Below are 19,416 nucleotides of genomic sequence, written 5' to 3'. Positions count from 1 at the left end.
AAGTTTACGCCTTTGTGAACCTTAAAACAATTAGTAATAAAAAAAACTTTGTGCGCTTTGTGTTCAAATAAAATTAAAGAAAATGGAAACAACAGAAATCAATTTAGAAGAACATTTTCAGAATAAGATAAACAGCGAAATCCGCATCGAACCAAAAGACTGGATGCCGGACGCGTACAGAAAAACCCTGATTCGTCAAATTTCTCAGCACGCCCATTCCGAGATTGTAGGAATGTTGCCAGAAGCCAACTGGATTACGCGCGCGCCAACTTTGAACCGAAAGAAAATCCTTCTGGCAAAAGTTCAGGATGAGGCTGGTCACGGACTTTATCTCTATTGCGCCGCCGAAACTTTGGGCGTAACAAGAGACGAAACCATCAATGATTTGCATTCCGGAAAAGCAAAATATTCCAGTATTTTCAATTATCCAACGTTGACCTGGGCAGATATGGGCGCAATCGGCTGGCTGGTAGACGGCGCTGCAATTCTGAATCAAGTGCCGCTTTGCCGCGCTTCGTACGGACCTTACGCCAGAGCGATGGTTCGGATTTGCAAGGAAGAAAGTTTCCACCAGAGACAAGGTTACGAACTGATGATGAAACTCGCACAAGGTTCGCCGGAGCAGAAAGCAATGGCTCAGGATGCATTCAACCGTTGGTGGTGGCCGACGTTGATGATGTTTGGTCCCAAAGATGCAGAATCCGGAAACACAGAACTCTCGATGAAATGGCGAATCAAACGCTTCACCAATGACGAGCTGAGACAGCGTTTCGTAGACGTTTCCATTCCTCAGGCAGAATATCTGGGCTTGACAATCCCCGACCCGGACTTGAAATTCAATGAAGAAACCGGACATTACGAATTCGGAGAAATCGATTGGGATGAGTTCTGGAAAGTCGTCAAAGGAAACGGCGCGTGCAACAAAGAACGCGTCGAAACCCGCAAAAAAGCCTTCGATGACGGCGCCTGGGTAAGAGAAGCCGCAACCGCTTACCACGAGAAAAGAAAATCAAGAGAAGAACAAAACAGAAAAACGGTTTAATGTTTTCTAACGCAAAGGCGCAAGTGCTGTGACAAGTCAATGTTATAAGTCGCAAAAATTAATTGAAGTTTATAGTTTGCGACTTAAAACAGAATCAAAAAAGAAAAATATTGCGCCTTTGCGATAAAATCAACAATAATAAACAGATAGATGAAAGTCTATTATCTTTAATCTATCCGTCTCTAATCTGAAATATTATGCAAAATACAGAATGGCCACTTTGGGAGGTTTTCATCAGAAGCAGACAAGGCCTCGACCACAAGCACGTTGGCAGTCTCCATGCTGCTGATGCTGATATGGCAATCCAAAACGCACGCGACGTTTACACCAGAAGGATGGAAGGCGTCAGCATTTGGGTGGTAGAATCCAAGCATATCCACGCCACAAACCCTGATGATTCCGAAGCGTTTTACGAACCTTCCGAGGACAAAGTTTACCGCCACCCGACGTTTTATCACGTTCCGGAGGAGGTTAAAAATATGTAATAAGAAGCTAATTGTAAAAATCAAGCTTACTTATTAGAGAAAGCAAGCTTGCTTTGACTCAAAACCTAGCTTGCTCTTGCCTCGTAGCAAGCTTGCTTTCTGAAAGCTCTTCAATACAGGCTTTCAATAGCATTATAATTCCCCTCTCTTGGAGGGGGAGAATTTCAAAATATTTGAAATTCGGGGTGGTCACTAATGACAATAAAAATTGAAGCAAACAATGAATAATAATTATCTCAATTATCTCCTGCATCTCGCAGACACAAGCCTCATTCTCGGACAGCGTTTGTGCGAATGGTGCGGAAAAGGTCCAGTCTTGGAACAGGATATTGCCTTGTCAAACATTGCATTGGATTTGCTGGGAGAATCTTCCAACTATTATCAATATGCAACAGAGATTCAGAATGAAGGAAAAACCGAAGATGATTTGGCATTTCTCAGAAACGAACGTGAGTTTAAGAATCTATTGTTAGTAGAAAAAGAAAACGGACATTTCGGAGACACGATTGCGAGACAGTTTTTCTTTGATGCTTATCATCATTTATTATTGACAGAACTGAAACACCATTCAGATTTGAAACTCGCTTCCATCGCAGAAAAGTCTTTGAAAGAAGTGACGTATCACTTAAAATGGAGCAGTGAATGGATGATTCGTCTAGGCGATGGGACAGAAGAAAGCCACAGCAGAATCCAGAAGTCAGTCAATGATTTGGTGGATTTCACAGACGAAATGTTCATTCCGACAAACTGGGAATTAGAATTAATTGAACAAAACATCGTCCCCGACATCAGAACCTTCCGAACCAAATGGGAAACCAAAGTTCTGGAAGTACTGAACGAAGCAACATTGTCCATCGATTTCGAAAAATCAAGAAAACTGACAGGCGGAAAAGACGGAAAACATACTGAGAAAATGGGTTACATCTTAGCAGAAATGCAAATAATGCAACGCACTTATCCTAATATGGAATGGTAAACTAAAGTATTAATATAAAATTATCTTTGAGTTCTTAGCTGAGTTTTACGCCTTTGCGAACTTAAAAATGTTTTCAATAATGATAAAAAAAATCTTTGCGGACTTTGCGTTCAAAAGGAATTACAAGAAATAATGACAATCACGGAAAACGATATCTGGCAAATCCTGAAGGAAGTTCCCGACCCGGAAGTTCCCGTTCTCAATCTTTTGGATTTGGGAATCATCCGCGATGTGCGATTCAATGGTGACGAAATCGAAGTAATTGTGACACCAACTTACTCCGGTTGTCCGGCAACATCAATGATTAATATGTCTATTAAATTGAAACTGATTGAAAAAGGGTTCAACAATATTAAAATAACAAACCAATTGAGTCCCGCGTGGACAACCGATTGGATGACTGAAGACGGAAAACAAAAACTGAAAGCGTACGGCATCGCACCACCTGTCTATTCAAAAAATAGTGACGAATTATTTTCAAAAACAGATGAGGTCGAATGTCCGCTTTGCAGTTCAAAACACACCCATTTGGTAAGTCAGTTTGGTTCCACCGCCTGCAAAGCTTTATACCAGTGCGATGATTGCAAAGAGCCTTTTGATTATTTTAAATGTCATTAATTAGTTTTTAAGTTAATCAGTTAACAGTTATTAGTTAGAAAAAATAAAAAGGAAAGTCATTGTACTTTATACATTATACTTTTTACAAGAAAAAACTTTTTACAATAAAAAATGAAAATAGGAATAGTCGGTAGTGGCGCAATGGGAAGCGGAATAGCACAGGTTTTGGCAACAGCCGGAAACGAGGTCTTGTTGTATGACAGCAATCCACTTGCCGTAGAAAAAGCCGGACAAAATCTCGAAGCACATTTTCAAAAACTGGCTGAGAAAGGGAAAATGACGTTTGGAGAAGCAGAAACTTACTTCGATAATATCCGATTGAGTGATAAATTATCAGAATTGAAAGATTCAGAATTAATCATCGAAGCCATTATTGAAGATTTGGAAATTAAGAAAGTTTTGTTTCAAAAATTGGAAAGTCTGGTTTCTGAAGATTGTATTTTGGCAACCAACACTTCATCGTTGTCCATTGCTTCCATTGCATCCGCTTGTCAGAAACCGGAACGGGTGATTGGCATTCATTTTTTCAATCCTGCTCCTTTGATGGCTTTGGTTGAGGTTATTCCTGCGGTTCAGACGGATAAAGATTTGGTTTCAAAAGTAAAAAGTCTTGTAGAAAGCTGGAAAAAACTTCCGGTAATTGCAAAAGACACACCTGGATTTATTGTGAATCGCGTTGCAAGACCATTCTACGGAGAAGCGATTCGAATTTTGGAAGAAGGCATTGCTGACTGTGTGACTATTGATTTTGCAATGACAAGTTTGGGTAGATTCAAAATGGGACCATTTCAATTAATGGATTTCATTGGTCACGATGTGAATTACCGAGTGACGGAAAGTGTGTTCAAAGAATTTTTCTACGACCCGAAGTTTAAACCGTCATTTACTCAAAAAAGATTATTTGAAGCGGGCTATTTTGGAAGAAAATCAGGGAAAGGATTCTATGATTATTCTCAAAATGCTGAACAACCAAAACCAAATGATAATCCGGAATTATTAGAATTAATATTCAAAAGAATCTTGGTAATGCTAATGAACGAAGCTTCAGATGCTTATTCTTTAAACATCGCTTCTGCAGAAGACATCGATTTGGCAATGACAAAAGGCGTGAATTATCCAAAAGGTTTGTTGAAATGGGCAGATGAATTTGGTTTAGAAAATCTTCAGAACGAACTCGATGAACTTTATAATTTCTACCACGAAGACCGCTACAGATGCAGTCCGATTATCAGAAACTTACTAAAACAAAATAGAAAATTCTATAATTAATCATTTATCGATTATCATTAATCAATCATAAAAAATGAACAACGCATATATAATTGATGGCATCCGAACGCCGATTGGAAAACTGAAAGGAAGCTTATCTTCCGTTCGTCCCGATGATATGGCGGCTTTTGTCATCAAAAAATTATTGGAAAGAAACCCGAATATCGACCAAAGTAAAATCTACGACCTCGTTTTAGGTTGCGCCAATCAGGCTGGCGAAGATAACCGAAATATCGCAAGGATGTCGGCTTTGCTTTCCGGTTTGGATTATCACGTTCCAGGCGAAACGGTCAACAGACTTTGCGCTTCGGGTTTGTCGGCAGCGATTAGTGCGGCAAGAGCTATTCAGGTTGGTGATGCTGACTTGATGATTTCGGGTGGTGTTGAAAATATGACGCGCGGACCATTGGTGATTTCAAAATCAGAAAGTCCTTTTGGAGGCGATGCGAAAATCTATGACACGACTTTTGGCTGGCGATTCATCAATCCAAAAATGAAAGAAATGTACGGCGTAGACGCAATGGGTGAAACAGCAGAAAACTTGGCTGAGCGTGACCAAATTTCCCGTGAAGACCAGGATTTGTTTGCCTTTAATTCTCAACAGAAAGCGAAAGTTGCTCAGGAAAACGGAAGATTGTCACAGGAAATTGTTTCGGTAAATATTCCTCAAAGAAAAGGCGGAGATTTGATTTTCGATAAAGATGAATTCCCGAAAAGCGATACAACAATTGAGGGCTTATCAAAATTAAGAACCGCTTTCAAAAAAGACGGGACAGTCACTGCCGGAAATGCTTCCGGATTGAATGACGGCGCAGCAGTTAATTTATTAGCTTCGGAAAATGCGATTAAAGAATTTGGATTAATACCAAAAGCAAGAATAGTTTCAAGCGCAGTTGTCGGTGTAGAACCAAGATTGATGGGAATTGGTCCTGTAATAGCAGCAGAATTGGCATTGCAAAAAGCAGGATTGACATTTAACAATATTGATATTATTGAATTAAATGAAGCATTTGCAGCACAAAGTTTAGCCTGCATCAGAGCTTGGGGATTGGATGACAACGATTCCAGAATCAATCCAAACGGAGGCGCGATTGCACTCGGACATCCACTCGGAATGAGTGGTGCAAGAATCCTGAATTCCGCTATGTATGAACTTCAAAATCAAAATAAAAAATATGCCTTGGCAACAATGTGTGTTGGTTTGGGACAAGGTTTTGCAGTGATTATTGAGAAAGTTTAATAACAAGATATTAGAAGCTAGAAGTTAGATGTTAGATTTATTCTCATCTAAATTCTAAATTCTAAATTCTAAATTCTAAATTCTATAAAATTATGCAACTAGAAAATTACGCGCTCGGGAGATGGACAAAAGGAGAGGGAGAAGGGCAGGCTTTATATAACTCCATCAATGGCGATTTGGTGGCAACGGCGACTTCCAAAGGTTTGGATTTTGCTGAAATGATGGATTACGCCAGAAAAATTGGAGGTCCGGCTCTTCGAAAACTCACTTTTCAGGAAAGAGGTTTGATGTTGAAGAAACTCGCTTTCCATCTTTTGGAAAAGAAAGATACCTTCTACAAAGTGAGTTGGGCAACTGGCGCAACCAAAGCAGATTCTTGGGTTGACATAGAAGGTGGCATCGGAAATCTTTTTGCGAATGCATCACTTCGAAGACAATTTCCCGACTTACCTTATTATATAGATGGCGAATCTGTGAAGCTTTCCAAGGAAGGAACATTTATCGGTCATCACATTTGCACACCGAAACGTGGAGTTGCGATTCATATCAATGCGTTTAATTTTCCGGTTTGGGGAATGTTGGAGAAAATTGCGGTCAATCTTTTGGCTGGCGTTCCGGCAATCGTGAAACCTGCGACAGCAACAAGTTTTTTGACCGAAGTTGTTGTAAAAGAAATCATCGCTTCCCAAATTTTACCCGAAGGAAGTCTGCAATTAATTTGTGGTTCAGCCAACGGAATTCTGGAAAGTGTGACGAGCGAAGATGTCGTGACTTTTACAGGTTCGGCTTCGACAGGGAAAATGCTAAAGTCTCATCCAAGAATTCTTGAAGAATCTGTGCCTTTCAATTTGGAAGCGGATTCATTGAATGCAATGGTTTTAGGTGAAGACGCAAAACAAGGTACAGCGGAATTTGATTTGTTCATCAAAGAAGCCGTTCGTGAAATGACGACCAAAGCTGGACAAAAATGTACGGCGGTGAGAAGGATTTTGGTTCCTGTCAATTTGGTCGAAGATGTTCAGATTGCGCTTGGACAAAGACTTTCCACCGTTATCATCGGAGACCCGAATGTCGAAGGTGTGAGAATGGGCGCTTTGGCAAATAAAGACCAAGTGCAGGAAGTTTCCGAGAAAGTTCAAGAATTGTCCAAAACGCAGGAAATTGTTTTCGGAAATTTGGACGATTTCGATGTGAAAGGAGCGGACAAAAACAAAGGCGCGTTCATTTCCCCGATTTTATTCCTTAATTCAGACCCTTTCAAATATACAGATTGCCATAATATTGAAGCTTTCGGGCCAGTCAGCACGATTATTCCTTATCATAATATCGATGAGGCTATTGAGTTGGCGAGAATGGGAAAAGGTTCGCTTTGCTGTTCTGTTGTGACGGCTGATGATGATTTTGCAAGAGAATTTGTCATCGGAGCCGCATCGATGCACGGACGAATTTTGATTCTCAATTCCGATTGTGCAAAAGAAAGTACAGGTCACGGTTCGCCTTTGCCAATGCTGGTTCACGGCGGTCCTGGAAGAGCTGGAGGTGGCGAGGAAATGGGCGGAAAGCGTGGCGTTCTTCATTATATGCAACGCACGGCGATTCAAGGTTCACCAACGACTTTGACCAACATTACGCAACAATATCAATATGGTGGAAAACAATTCGAGGACAATATTCATCCATTCAGAAAGCATTTTGAAGAACTGAAAGTCAGTGAAACTTACATCACGGCAAAACATACGGTCACAGAAGCTGATATTACCAATTTTGCCAATGTTTCCGGCGACAATTTTTATGCACATATGGACGCGACATCTTTGGAAGGAACGATTTTCGAAGGCAGAGTAGCGCATGGATATTTCATTCTCAGCAAAGCCGCGGGATTATTTGTAGACCCGAGAAAAGGTCCGGTTTTGCTGAATTACGGTTTGGACGAATGCCGTTTCGTGAAACCTGTTTATCCCGGAATGACGATTGGCGTGAAGTTTACCTGCAAAGAAAAAATCAGTCAGGAAAAACGTGACGAAGACGATATTGCAAAAGGAATCGTACGATGGCTCGTGGATGTTTACGACGAAACCGGAGAAACTGTCGCGATTGCTACGATTTTGACAATGGTAAAGAAACTTAATCAAGAATAAAATTTAAGAAACAAGAGAAAAGAATAAAAAAAAGATTGCGATTTAATAATTTTTTAAATCTTTTAACAATTCAATTATTTAATATTAATAAATGGAAGCATACGTAAAATCAGCCATCGAAAACGGAATAGGAACTATTGAGTTTTTTCATCCGCAAAGCAACTCGATGCCGAGTTCGCAACTTAAAAATCTGGTTGAAGAAATCAATAATCTTGGACAAAATGACGATGCAAAAGTCATCATTCTGAAAAGTGCTGGCGAAAAAGCTTTTTGTGCAGGCGCTTCTTTCAACGAACTGATTTCGATTCAAGACTTCGAAACGGGGAAAACATTTTTCTCTGGATTTGCGAATGTTATCAATGCGATGAGAAAATCTCCTAAACTCATCATTGCAAGAATCCACGGAAAAGCTGTTGGTGGCGGAGTAGGAATTGCTTGTGCGGCGGATTACACATTTGCCACAGAAAATGCTTCTGTAAAGCTTAGTGAATTGGCTGTTGGCATTGGACCTTTCGTGATTGGACCAGTTGTAGAAAAGAAAATCGGTACTTCATCTTTTGCACAATTAGCAATTAATGCGACCGAATTTTACTCGGCAGAATGGGCGAGAGAGAAAAATATGTATCAAGACGTTTATGAAACGCCAGAGGAAATGGATGCGGAGATCCAAATTCTGGCTGAGAAATTAGCAAGTTCAAATCCAGAAGCAATGTCTCAACTGAAAGAAATCTTCTGGGAAGGAACTGAGCTTTGGGATGACTTGTTATTGGAAAGAGCTGGAATCAGTGGAAATCTGGTTCTGTCGGATTTTACTGTGAATGCGATTAATAGTTTTAAGAATAAATAATTTTCAACAAAAAAAGCCTTTCAAATCTGAAAGGCTTTTTTTATTCTTTAATAATTTTCTGAGTAATATTATCTTTATCAGTCTTGATTTTCACTAGATAGTTTCCTTTTGGCAAATTAGAAATATCGACTTCTTTTGATTTTGAAGTTTTCAAAAGTTGTCCTGTCTGAGAATAGATTTCAATAGTTTCTATTTTATCGTTGGTATTGATGATGAATGTGTCTTTTACAGGATTTGGATAAATTTGGATAGTCAATTTTTTCACATCATCTACACCTAGACTACAGTTTGTACTATAATTTGCCCAGCTGTCTTTGTTTGGCCAATTGCTTGTGGAATAATTGACATTATCAACTTGGATGCATTTTAAATCTGGATTATTAACTGAACTAAAGAAATTCCATTCTTCATCTGGTGCAGTGATTAGAGTATTAAAGCCATTTTTTATATTAAGATTACTAAGGAGATTATTATCAATTTTAAAAATCATCAATTTTTTGTTTTGACTTAAATCTACATTAGTTAATAAATTACCTTGTGCATAAATCTCTCCCAAATTCTGATTTTGAGAAAAATCTATATTGGAGACTTTATTATTTCCAATGTGTATAAAATATAAATGACTATTTAAACTGAGATCCAATTGTGTTAGTAGATTTGAATTACAATGTAAATAGTAAAGTAAAATATTTTGGTTAACATTTAATTCGGAGATTTGGTTGCCATTGCAGCTAAAATACTCTAAATATGTATTTTCACTAACATCTATGTTTGTCAAAAAGTTGTTTGAACAAGAGAAATTTTTTAACTTTTTGTTTTGTGTTGTATCAATAGAAGTTAATTTATTTTTATTACAATCAAACTCTATTAAGTTAGAAAGATTTGATATATTAAGGGTAGATAAATTATTATTATAACATTCGAGAACTTTGAGATTTACAAAATATTCGATACCCGATAAATTAGAAATATTTTTAGAATGGCAACTTATGTGCGTGGCTGTGCTAGCTTCAGAAACCTGTATTTCATTATCACTATTAGTATTGATTTGAGGGTTGTTAAGAAGATAAGCCTTAAAATTAGCATCAGGTATATTCACGGTTTGTGCAGAAATAGTAAATGATATTATTACAGCAAGTAATGTAAAGATAGTCTTCATAAGTTGGTTATTATTCTTTATTGCGCAAAAATAGTATATTAAATTAAAAACCACTCTTCAAATTTGAAAAGTGGTCTTAACTTACTAACTAGAATGTTTTATTAGTCTCTCACGATTATTAGTTCTTATTTATTTTAAGGGCGGGATGGATAGATTCCTTCAACGCAAATAATATAATTCAACGCAACGGATGGTGGTGTAATATCAATCGGTGTATTAGTGGAATTCAAAGTAACAGATTGAGGATTCATTGTCACAAGATTTGGAGTAGCTGCATCAGAAAATCCTAGAGATGGGATAAAATCTCTTCCGCTAACAGTTCCTGGTATGGATAAGAAACTATCGGAAGCAGGAACTGATGCCGTTGAATCTGTATTACTAACTTTTAGGTTTAGACTAAGGTTAGGTAAATTCTGCGCCCCAATGGTAACTGTTTTATTACCTCCGATAACTCCTATTCCTGTTGTATTATTAGTACCTATTGGAAATTTTTGTCTCAGATCGGGAAGTGCAAACGTTGTTTGACCATTACCACCATAGTTCGTACCTAAAATTGAAAACAGTGCTGTATACTGCTGTATGTTTAATATCTGACCATTACACAGCAGAAAACCTCTAGGTGCAAAATTACCTGCAAATAACTTGATGATTCCAATGTACTCTTCCATAATAAATTGTTTTTATAATTAATATTTTGTTTTTTGATATTCCAAAGTAACAATAGTTAGGAGAAAAGAGATAGAGTAGAAAATACTAAAATCTAAATTCAGTATTTCTACGAACATTATTTTTTCAGTCAAAAAAAAGCCCCATCAAAAATTTTGATGAGACTAAAAAAGTATGGATTGGTTGGTTTTAAATTTTTTCCAAAAACGTTGGATTGTAAATGTCGAGGATTGCTGATTTTTCAATGGTTGAATTTCTCACTCTCAATACTTTAAAAACATTTTCTCTGATCTGTACAACTTCAAACAGACTATGAGTGGTTCCGATAGAAATATATGGCTGGGCAGCAAAAAGTCCTCTTGGTGTTCTTACGGTTGCAGAAACCTCAATAATTGGACAAATGCCGCGTTTTTCTGATTTCCAATTGCTGTGTGCTTTCACAAAAAAATAATGATTGGAGCAAAAAACAGTCATATAAGACACCTCGCCTGAGATGATATAATCCGTAGAATTTATTATTTCCAAAGGAGAAGACATAAGATGAATGTTGATTAATTTGTTTTAACGTTTTCTTATGCCAAAGAAAGAACAAAAATGAAAATTAGGATAGCGTAGAAATACTGAATTTTAAATTAAAGTTTAATAGGAACTGAATAGATGTCGTTGACAACCGCATAAATAACAATCCCGACTGTATTTTTCGCACCAATTTTATCAAGAATTCTTTGGCGGTGACTTTCCACTGTCCTAGGACTTAGGAAGAGTGTATCTGCAATTTGTTGGTTGGTTTTTTCCTGACAAATTAGTTTCACCACATCTATTTCTCGGGCAGTTAATGTTTCTTCGTTATCGAAAAGCGATTTTTTCCGCGCAGGAGAATTCAGATAAGTGCTTAACATCTGATGATCTTCTTTTGTGAAGTACATCCCGTTCTTGTTAACAGCTTCTATAGCTTCTATAAAAACCGTTTTACTGGAATTCTTTGGAAGAAAAGCTGAAACGCCCAATTTTATCATGTATCCTAGAACGCTGCTTTTGTAATGGGAAGAAAGAATAATGATTTTAAGATTGGGATAATTTTTTTTCAAAATTTCTACCAACTCAAAACCATCCATTGGCTGCATCTGAACATCTACCATCGCAATGTCTGGAAAATTATCTGCTTCAAGCGTTTCCAAATGGGCTAATATTTCTGCACCACTTGTTGCCATAAAGTCCACGGAAATATTTTCTTTTGCAGAAAGCAGCATTTTCACACCTTCCAGAATCAGTTGCTCATCATCAACCAACGCTATTTTGATTTTTTCACTCATTTTAGATTAATTAGGGATATTAATAATTAAACGGCTTCCTTTTCCAATTGTATTTTTCCATTTGTAAAAACCTTTCACAGAAGTAATTCTGGATTCTATATTTTTAAGTCCCATTCCTTTGTTGGCTTTGGTGTAATCAAAACTTTGTCCGTTATCAGACAAAATCATTGTAAGATATTTTTCATGATTTCTAATATAAACAATCACTTCATCAGCGTTAGAATGTTTGATAACATTGGTTGTAAATTCCTGAATGACTCTGTAAATCTGAACTTCTGTGAAATTATCTTTCTTCTCGTACTTGTAATCAATATTCAATATTAGATTAATGTTATGAGACAGATTGGTAACTAATTCCTGTAAGTACAAAACAAGTCCCAATTTTTCCAGATTCACAGGATAAAGTGAGTGGGAAATATTTCTTGTGGAATCTATCAGCTCTGTAATCTGTGAGGTAATCACTTTTTTGGATGCTTCTTGGTTTTCCGGTTCCAGGTTATTGAGCCAAAGAGAAAGGATGTTCAAACGATTTCCAATATCATCGTGAACAGAAACTGCTATTCTTTTTCTTTCATCTTCTTGGCCTTTTATATTTTCCAGTGTTAGTTCTTTCTGATGTTCCATCTCTGCTTCAAACTGCAAATCTTTTTCCTGAATAATTCTTTGGATAAAGCTTTTGTAAGCTAATAACATAAACGATATGATGATTATCAAAACGAGAATCAGTACAACAAGAAAAATGATATTGAGTTTTACTTCTTTAATTGTAAAAATGTTTTAATGAATAAGCTATAAAGGACACAAACCATCAAATTATTTATAATCCAAATGGCTGAGAAATATTCAAATGGGAATTCAATAAGTTGGTGTTGGAGAATAAATATAAAAAGACTTACAGTAAAATAGAAAAAATATGTCTTATCAATAACTTGAAATGAACTTTTACTCTTTAAATTTCTAATATCCTGAATTAAGGAATATCCTATCAAAACAATCATCATTATATTTGATATAGCTTTTGAATAATCATTGTTATATTGATATTGGCCAAGAACTCTATCTGCTGTTATAAAGAATAAACTAAATAATCCTGTTAATACAAAAGAATATTTGCTTAGATTCAATTTTTTGATAAAAATACCTGTAACAGTAAAAAATTCTCCCGCTATATAGATTTGATACAGAAAAAAATTACTTTTAATTTTAAAAAAAGGAAGAACTACAGAAAGCAATTCAATACAAAAAACAAAAATGATATAATAAATATACCATTTTTCATTTTGAATTGTTTGTTTGTATTTTATTATTGAAAGAATAATAGCCGTAATAAGTAGTAGGTAGCTTATTCCAACGCTTATATAATAATACTCTGTCATTATTTTATAGCTAAGCTCCTAAACAAGCTGGTGGACATGGTTTTACCCAATCATAAGTGTTAGAAGGATCAGATTGTACTGCATACACAGCTCCAGGAGTTCCAATTTTTGCCCCCAATTCATTGCTGACAAAAATTATTGTAGCCAATAATCTCTGGTAAACTTCAGAATATTTAAACCCAAAAACACAAACAACATCGTGCATCTTTTCTTTATCATGTAATAAGTCTGCTTTTGGGATATAGAAACTTTGGAAAATCCTTTGTCCTTTGAACTCCAGAGATTCTCTTTGCAGATAATCCATTGCATTTTCTTTCCATGACTCTATTTCGTCTACGGCTTTGAGCTGTCCTGTTACAGGTTTGTCCATAATAGGAAAATCGATGTCAGAATCTTCTTTGCCTTTACTTAAGTCCTTTGTCAGAGTATAGGTACTAGTTACAGTATAAGTTTTGGTCTGTTTTAGAGTAAGATCACTTTCAAGAAATTGCAGAGGTGCATATTCATAATTATCTAAAGTTTTTACAGCACCAGCACTGTCTCTAGGTGTTAATATTAAAGCTAATTTATTTTCCCAAACACCAATATCTGCACGGAAATAAGTTTCTTCTTCGTTTTCCTTATCAAACCATTCGATTTGTTCACGAGTCAAGATAAAAACCTGTTCTGGTGAAAGTACGTTTTGGATTTCAGAATAATTTGATTTTACTTCTGCCCAGCTTTTAATAGCAGTGGTATAATTCTCACGAGTTAAGATTGCCATAAGTTTTTATATAATTTTAGTTCGGGATAAAAGTATATAAAGAATTTTATAGATGCAATACAAATATTTATTTATTGATATAAAATTGATAAAAATTATAAAATAAGTTAATGTCTTTTTAAAGTGGCATTATTTTTTTGATTTTCAGAATAAATATTTGCAGAATAAAAAATAATTCCTATTTTTGCATCCTCAAAACCAGAGTTGTCGGATCCATTAGTCCGCTGCTCATATTATATTAAATTTTAAAACTTCTGAAAATGAAACAAGGCATACACCCAGAAAATTATAGATTAGTAGTTTTCAAAGATATGAGCAACGATGAGATGTTCCTTTGCAAATCTACTGCTGACACAAAAGACACTATCGAATTCGAAGGATCTGAATATCCTTTGATCAAAATGGAAATTTCTTCTACTTCTCACCCTTTCTACACAGGTAAAACTAAATTAGTTGATACTGCTGGTAGAGTTGATAAGTTTATGAATAAATACAAAAAATTCGCTAAATAATCTTAGCCAATTTGTACAAATATCAAAGCCTTTCGGATTTCCGAGAGGCTTTTTTTATTATTTTTGCTGAAGATAGAAATTAGACTTTTTAAGTGAGGAATTAGATTTCCAACACTTTTGTCTAAAATCTAAAGTCTAACATCTAATATCTAAAAAATGCAACTTGTATTCTCAGACGCACAATATTGGGAAGATTTTCTTCCACTCACTTTTACAAGACCAGTTGCAGAAATGCGAATGGGAATTCTTACTTTTTCAGAAAGATGGAAAAAATTGCTTGGTATTGATGAGGTTTTCTACATCACAGAAAATTATCTTCAGGACAAATTCAAAAAACCGGAACCAAAGCAAAGTCTTTTCATTGTTCCGAATTTCTTCCCGTCTGATGAGGTTTTGAAACAAATCAAGGAATTGCAACCTGGCGAAGCTTTGGTTTATGAAAACGAAGTTTTGGTTGCGAATATCAATATGGAGAATTTCTCTCTGAATCAAATCAATAAAATGACAGACATTCACGAAAAACTGTTTTTTATTGAGAAACCAACGGACATCTTTTCTTATAATGATAAAGCCATCGATTATGATTTCAAATTATTGACGGAAGGCAGAACATCTCAGGAATTGTCATCCACGAATGGTTTCATCGGCGACAGCGAAAATCTTTTCATAGAGGAAGGTGCTGTAATAGAATTCTCAACACTCAATTGCAAAACCGGAAAAATCTACATTGGAAAAAATGCTGAGATTATGGAAGGCTCCAATATCCGAGGCTCATTAGCGCTTTGTGAAGATTCTAAAATTAATCTTGGAACTAAACTTTATGGCGGAACGACGATTGGTCCACATTCAAAAGTAGGTGGCGAAGTTAATAATATTGTGATTTTCGGATATACAAACAAAGGTCACGACGGTTTTGTTGGTAATTCTGTGATTGGAGAATGGTGTAATTTGGGAGCGGATACCAATTCATCCAACCTAAAAAACAATTACGCTTCCGTAAAACTTTGGAATTACAGAAAGAAAAGATTCCTAGATACGGGTTTGCAATTTTGCGGACTGATAATGGGTGACCATTCCAAAACTGCAATCAATACACAGTTGAATACAGGAACAGTTGTCGGTGTTGCGGCTAATATTTTCAAGTCCGGTTTTCCGCCAAACTTAGTTGATAGTTTTTCTTGGGGCGGAATGAAAGGCGATGAGAAATTCAAACTCGAAAAATCTTATGAAGTTGCAGAAAAAGCAATGGAACGCAGAAAAATCGCAATCACCGAAACGGATAAAGATATTTTGAAGTATATCTATAATGAGTTTTAATTTTAAAACTCATTTTTATTTTTAATTTAACTTACTTTACAATTCACGAAAGCATTTTGTATCAAAGTTTGCTTATTTTTGCGCTTAAGTAAAATTGATTTTAGTATAATTTCTAAAATCTAACATCATATTTAATAATGAAGCAGTTTCTTCTTTGGCTTTTTGCATCGTTGGTTTTGGTAAGTTGTGCCAGAGTGGGTTCGCCGGTTGGTGGCACCAAAGATTCTATCCCTCCACAAATGATAGGATCAAATATCGATACAACAAGAATCAATGTTTCAAGAAATCTCAAAAAACTGAGGATTGATTTTAATGAGTATATTATGTTGAAAGACGTCAGTAAAAATCTCATTATTTCGCCTCCGATTCAGTATACCAAGATTATTCCTTCTTCTATGGGGAACAAATATTTGGAGATAGAATGGAAGGATACTTTGCAAGCCAACACCACTTATAATTTCAATTTCGGAAATTCGGTGGTGGATCTTAATGAGAGTAATCCTTTGCCTTATTTCAATTTTGCCTTTTCTACAGGAGAAAAATTGGATGATACTTACATCAGCGGAACTATATCGGACGCTTTGGGTAATGAAAAAAATTCAGAAGGGAAAGATCGAAATCTCGTGATTGGACTTTATCAGGTAAAAGACACGATGAACTATCGCCAAAAACCTTACTACATAACGAAAGCGGATCCGGATGGTTATTTTGAACTGAATTATCTTACGCCAGGAAAATATAGAATTATTGGTTTTGATGATGAGAATAATAATTCTATTTATGATTTAGGAAAGGAAAGTATTGCTTTTCAAAAACAAGAAATTAATCTTGAGTCAAGTATTTCCGGAATGAAACTTAAGATTTTTCCATCCAAGAAAGCAATCAGATATAAAGAAATGGCGGCTTCTGTTGGCGGTGTTGTAATGACTTTCGAGGGTGATCCTGAAAAAGTAATTGTAAAAAGAGTTGGCGAAAAACCTGCAGATTATAAAGTCACACACAAACTAAGGTCAGATTCTGTAAGGATTTGGTTTGATGCTGCGAAAGAAAATATCGGAGCTACAGTCAGCGAGAATCTCAAATTCTCTTACGATATAGATTCCAAACAAGATACGGTTTCTGTCTTTTATAAAAAACCGGCGAAAGATGAAATGACAATCGCTAATCCATTCTCTAATAAGCTGGCGCCGGAAACAGATTTTAGATTCTCCTCTAATTATATTATTAATAGAATCCAACCGGAAAACTGGAAACTGGAGTCGGATAGTATTGCTCAGGATTTCACAGCAAGAATTTCAGAATTAGACTCAACGCAGGTGATTGTAAAATCTAATTTCATCACAGGAAAAAAATACCAATTAACGGTTCCGAAAAATACAGTAGCTTCGTACTTCAATCGTTCCAGTGAAAGTGTTCGTTTTGATTTTGAGGTGGCAAAACCGGAAGAATTCGGAAGTTTTACCGCGCGTATTATTAATTTGCCAAATCAAAAATTTTGGATTCAGCTTCTGGATGATAAAAACGAAGTGGCTTACCAAAGATATACGGATCAATCGGAGGTCAAATTTATTAATCTAAAACCAGCTTCTTATAAACTTAGGATTTTAGTCGATAATAATGGAAACGGGACTTGGGACAATTCCAATTTTGCAGATGAGACTTTGGCAGAAGATGCTTATCTGTTCAAAAAATCAGGAAGCAAAGATGGTATGACCAAGATTAATATCCGTCCGATGTGGGAAATCAATGAAAATTGGGATGTAACTTTAGATGAACAGCCAACGAATTGAAAAAGATATTTTTTTGGATAGCTGTTGTTTTTGTGGCAATACAATTGGTTCCTATTGATAGAGAAAACAAAGCTGTTGATAAACGCGATAATTTTGTTGATATTTATAAAACGCCGGAGAATATCAAATCGATTTTGAAGAATGCCTGCTACGATTGTCATTCTAATGAAGTCAAATATCCGAATTATGCTTATGTCGCTCCAATTTCATGGACGATAAAAGATCATATTAATGAGGGTCGAGAGCATCTTAACTTTTCTGAATGGGGAACTTATAATAAAGATCTTAAGCAAAATGCCATCGAGAAGACCATAAGTTCAGTTCATAACCTTCAAATGCCACTCCCTTTTTATATTGGCTATCATCCCAAAGCTAATTTGACAACAAAACAAAGACGTGAACTCGAAAATTATTTTTCAAATTTAGAGTCAAAATAGTTTAAATATAATTTTTTATTCATAATTCAATTATTTTATATATTTGGTAAAAACTAAAGGTTATGAATAAGATATTATTTGCACTGGCATTCATTTGTTCATTTGTTGCAAAATCTCAGGAAGTAGATGTTGATAATCAAGACAAAAAAAGAAATCTAATAAAAGTCAACCTGACTTCTATTATATTTAGGAATTATCAATTCGCTTACGAGAGAACGATTACAAAACGAATTGGAGTTCAGGTTTCCTATGGATTCATTCCAACAGGGCAAGTTCCTTTGGTGGATGAATATATCAAAGACGAGGATGTAAATAATATAAAAATGGGCGGAAGCAATTTTACTTTAGAACCTAGAATTTATTTAGGTCGTGGTTATGGTCACGGTTTTTATATTGCACCGTATTATAGATATTCACATTTTAACATAGATAATCTAACCTATAACTATAGATCGGAAGATCCGGCGGTTTCAGGAGAAAAAATTCCGATTGCATTCACTGGGAAAACAAATTCCAATAATGTGGGTTTGATGATTGGTGCACAATGGTTGTTAGGTAGAAAAGATAATTGGGTTTTAGATGTTTGGTTTATCGGAGGGCACTACGGCGGTGCAACGGGAACAATTACTGGTAAATCTGCAAGACCACTAACGTCTTACGAGCAGAATCAGTTAAAGCAGGACATTGAGGATTTAGACATCAGTTTATTTGATTATAAAGTAATGACGAATGCGAATGGGGCGGTGATTGATTTAGATTCTAAGTGGTTGGGAGTAAGATCCGGTATCTCATTTGGCTACAGGTTTTAGAATTACTTAATATTATATAAGAATGCAATCTCAAAAGGGTTGCATTTTTTTACTTCTAAATATTCAAGGACTAATAATTTTTATCAGGCTATAAAAATTCCTTTTTTCAGGATTAATTTTATCAAATATTTGAAAAGTAATTATTCATTCAACATCTGAATAAAAATATATTGTAGAGCCGTTTTATTTATAATGAAATATACTTTTGTTAATAATAAAGCATTACATTAAAATTAAACATTCTACAAATCAGCTTAATAAAGATATGATGTTTAAATAATTGGGTTAATATTTGCGAGGGGAGTTAAGAAAGTCTACTTTTGCCACCGCTTTGAGAGATAAGCAGCGCAGGAGTTACAGGTTAATAATTAGTAAGTATTTAATGGTTTAAAAATTATTAAATATAAAATAAGAAAAGGCTTGTAGGATTAAAAAGATTGCTTATCTTTGCAATCCGAAATCGAGAGATCTCGGAGCGCAGGAGAGGAGTGAAAAACATATTAAAAACGGATTTGTGGTTAATTAAAAAAAAACTTCAAAAAAGTTTTGGTAGTTTAGGAAAAACTTTTTACTTTTGCACTCGCAAATCAGGGACAAGATGACAGATTAAGATTCCTGATGAAGCGAAAAGAACAAAGTTCATTGACATAACATATAAC

20 protein-coding genes are annotated in these 19,416 nt (G+C 35.6%); 13 read left to right on the top strand and 7 right to left on the bottom strand.

Annotated elements, in window-relative coordinates; translation table 11 throughout:
- Window positions 1-82 precede the first annotated feature (82 nt).
- The 8 genes from paaA to BUR19_RS11785 all read left to right on the top strand — a co-directional run bounded on the left by paaA (window position 83) and on the right by BUR19_RS11785 (window position 8,615).
- Window positions 83-1,042 (top strand): 1,2-phenylacetyl-CoA epoxidase subunit PaaA, encoded by a 960-nt coding sequence (gene paaA, locus BUR19_RS11820; RefSeq protein ID WP_074235678.1) that lies wholly within the window; start codon window positions 83-85, stop codon window positions 1,040-1,042.
- Between the two features lie 197 nt (window positions 1,043-1,239).
- Complete coding sequence (gene paaB / locus BUR19_RS11815; protein ID WP_028123345.1) at window positions 1,240-1,527, top strand: 1,2-phenylacetyl-CoA epoxidase subunit PaaB; 288 nt, start codon at window positions 1,240-1,242, stop codon at window positions 1,525-1,527.
- Window positions 1,528-1,747: 220 nt separating this feature from the next.
- Entirely contained in the window at window positions 1,748-2,503 is a 756-nt protein-coding gene (paaC, locus tag BUR19_RS11810; RefSeq protein WP_074236464.1) for a 1,2-phenylacetyl-CoA epoxidase subunit PaaC, read from the top strand.
- Window positions 2,504-2,635: 132 nt separating this feature from the next.
- Window positions 2,636-3,121, top strand: a complete 486-nt coding sequence (paaD, locus tag BUR19_RS11805) for a 1,2-phenylacetyl-CoA epoxidase subunit PaaD (protein ID WP_074235677.1) — start codon at window positions 2,636-2,638, stop codon at window positions 3,119-3,121.
- A gap of 111 nt (window positions 3,122-3,232) precedes the next feature.
- Window positions 3,233-4,390, top strand: a complete 1,158-nt coding sequence (locus tag BUR19_RS11800) for a 3-hydroxyacyl-CoA dehydrogenase NAD-binding domain-containing protein (protein ID WP_074235676.1) — start codon at window positions 3,233-3,235, stop codon at window positions 4,388-4,390.
- Window positions 4,391-4,424: 34 nt separating this feature from the next.
- Window positions 4,425-5,630 carry a 3-oxoadipyl-CoA thiolase gene (gene pcaF / locus BUR19_RS11795; protein ID WP_074235675.1) on the top strand — a complete coding sequence of 402 codons (1,206 nt, stop codon included), beginning with the start codon at window positions 4,425-4,427 and terminating at the stop codon, window positions 5,628-5,630.
- A gap of 92 nt (window positions 5,631-5,722) precedes the next feature.
- Window positions 5,723-7,768 carry a phenylacetic acid degradation bifunctional protein PaaZ gene (gene paaZ, locus BUR19_RS11790; RefSeq protein WP_074235674.1) on the top strand — a complete coding sequence of 682 codons (2,046 nt, stop codon included), beginning with the start codon at window positions 5,723-5,725 and terminating at the stop codon, window positions 7,766-7,768.
- Between the two features lie 91 nt (window positions 7,769-7,859).
- Entirely contained in the window at window positions 7,860-8,615 is a 756-nt protein-coding gene (locus tag BUR19_RS11785; RefSeq protein WP_074235673.1) for an enoyl-CoA hydratase/isomerase family protein, read from the top strand.
- A gap of 40 nt (window positions 8,616-8,655) precedes the next feature.
- On the opposite strand, the gene BUR19_RS11780 is transcribed toward BUR19_RS11785, so the two are convergent.
- From BUR19_RS11780 to BUR19_RS11750, 7 genes are all read right to left on the bottom strand, one after another.
- Window positions 8,656-9,774 (bottom strand): T9SS type A sorting domain-containing protein, encoded by a 1,119-nt coding sequence (locus BUR19_RS11780; protein WP_074235672.1) that lies wholly within the window; start codon window positions 9,772-9,774, stop codon window positions 8,656-8,658.
- A gap of 134 nt (window positions 9,775-9,908) precedes the next feature.
- Entirely contained in the window at window positions 9,909-10,442 is a 534-nt protein-coding gene (locus BUR19_RS11775) for a phage tail protein (RefSeq protein ID WP_083600773.1), read from the bottom strand.
- A gap of 187 nt (window positions 10,443-10,629) precedes the next feature.
- A complete protein-coding gene (locus tag BUR19_RS11770) occupies window positions 10,630-10,977 on the bottom strand; it encodes a hypothetical protein (protein ID WP_074235670.1) in 348 nt (115 codons plus the stop codon).
- A gap of 95 nt (window positions 10,978-11,072) precedes the next feature.
- Window positions 11,073-11,753 carry a response regulator transcription factor gene (locus BUR19_RS11765; RefSeq protein ID WP_074235669.1) on the bottom strand — a complete coding sequence of 227 codons (681 nt, stop codon included), beginning with the start codon at window positions 11,751-11,753 and terminating at the stop codon, window positions 11,073-11,075.
- A 6-nt stretch (window positions 11,754-11,759) separates the two neighbouring features.
- Window positions 11,760-12,446 carry a sensor histidine kinase gene (locus BUR19_RS11760; protein WP_175565907.1) on the bottom strand — a complete coding sequence of 229 codons (687 nt, stop codon included), beginning with the start codon at window positions 12,444-12,446 and terminating at the stop codon, window positions 11,760-11,762.
- A gap of 59 nt (window positions 12,447-12,505) precedes the next feature.
- Window positions 12,506-13,129, bottom strand: a complete 624-nt coding sequence (locus BUR19_RS11755; protein ID WP_074235667.1) for a hypothetical protein — start codon at window positions 13,127-13,129, stop codon at window positions 12,506-12,508.
- Window positions 13,130-13,139: 10 nt separating this feature from the next.
- On the bottom strand, window positions 13,140-13,892 hold the full coding sequence (locus BUR19_RS11750) for a hypothetical protein (protein WP_074235666.1): 753 nt from the start codon (window positions 13,890-13,892) through the stop codon (window positions 13,140-13,142).
- A 260-nt stretch (window positions 13,893-14,152) separates the two neighbouring features.
- Between BUR19_RS11750 and BUR19_RS11745 the strand changes: the two genes are divergently transcribed.
- From BUR19_RS11745 to BUR19_RS11725, 5 genes are all read left to right on the top strand, one after another.
- Window positions 14,153-14,404, top strand: a complete 252-nt coding sequence (locus BUR19_RS11745) for a type B 50S ribosomal protein L31 (RefSeq protein ID WP_034964157.1) — start codon at window positions 14,153-14,155, stop codon at window positions 14,402-14,404.
- Window positions 14,405-14,560: 156 nt separating this feature from the next.
- Window positions 14,561-15,721: a GlmU family protein gene (locus BUR19_RS11740; protein ID WP_074235665.1), complete on the top strand. Its 1,161-nt coding sequence runs from the start codon at window positions 14,561-14,563 to the stop codon at window positions 15,719-15,721.
- Window positions 15,722-15,858: 137 nt separating this feature from the next.
- On the top strand, window positions 15,859-17,511 hold the full coding sequence (locus BUR19_RS11735) for an Ig-like domain-containing domain (protein WP_074235664.1): 1,653 nt from the start codon (window positions 15,859-15,861) through the stop codon (window positions 17,509-17,511).
- Window positions 17,508-17,948 carry a heme-binding domain-containing protein gene (locus tag BUR19_RS11730; RefSeq protein ID WP_074235663.1) on the top strand — a complete coding sequence of 147 codons (441 nt, stop codon included), beginning with the start codon at window positions 17,508-17,510 and terminating at the stop codon, window positions 17,946-17,948. The genes BUR19_RS11735 and BUR19_RS11730 overlap by 4 nt, the downstream gene beginning before the upstream one ends.
- A gap of 62 nt (window positions 17,949-18,010) precedes the next feature.
- Window positions 18,011-18,757 carry a hypothetical protein gene (locus BUR19_RS11725; RefSeq protein ID WP_074235662.1) on the top strand — a complete coding sequence of 249 codons (747 nt, stop codon included), beginning with the start codon at window positions 18,011-18,013 and terminating at the stop codon, window positions 18,755-18,757.
- The last annotated feature ends 659 nt before the right edge of the window (window positions 18,758-19,416 follow it).

The organism is Epilithonimonas zeae, assembly GCF_900141765.1.
Taxonomy (GTDB): domain Bacteria; phylum Bacteroidota; class Bacteroidia; order Flavobacteriales; family Weeksellaceae; genus Epilithonimonas; species Epilithonimonas zeae.
The sequence above is the reverse complement of the archived record's forward strand: the minus strand, read 5'-3'. Positions and strand labels throughout refer to the sequence as shown.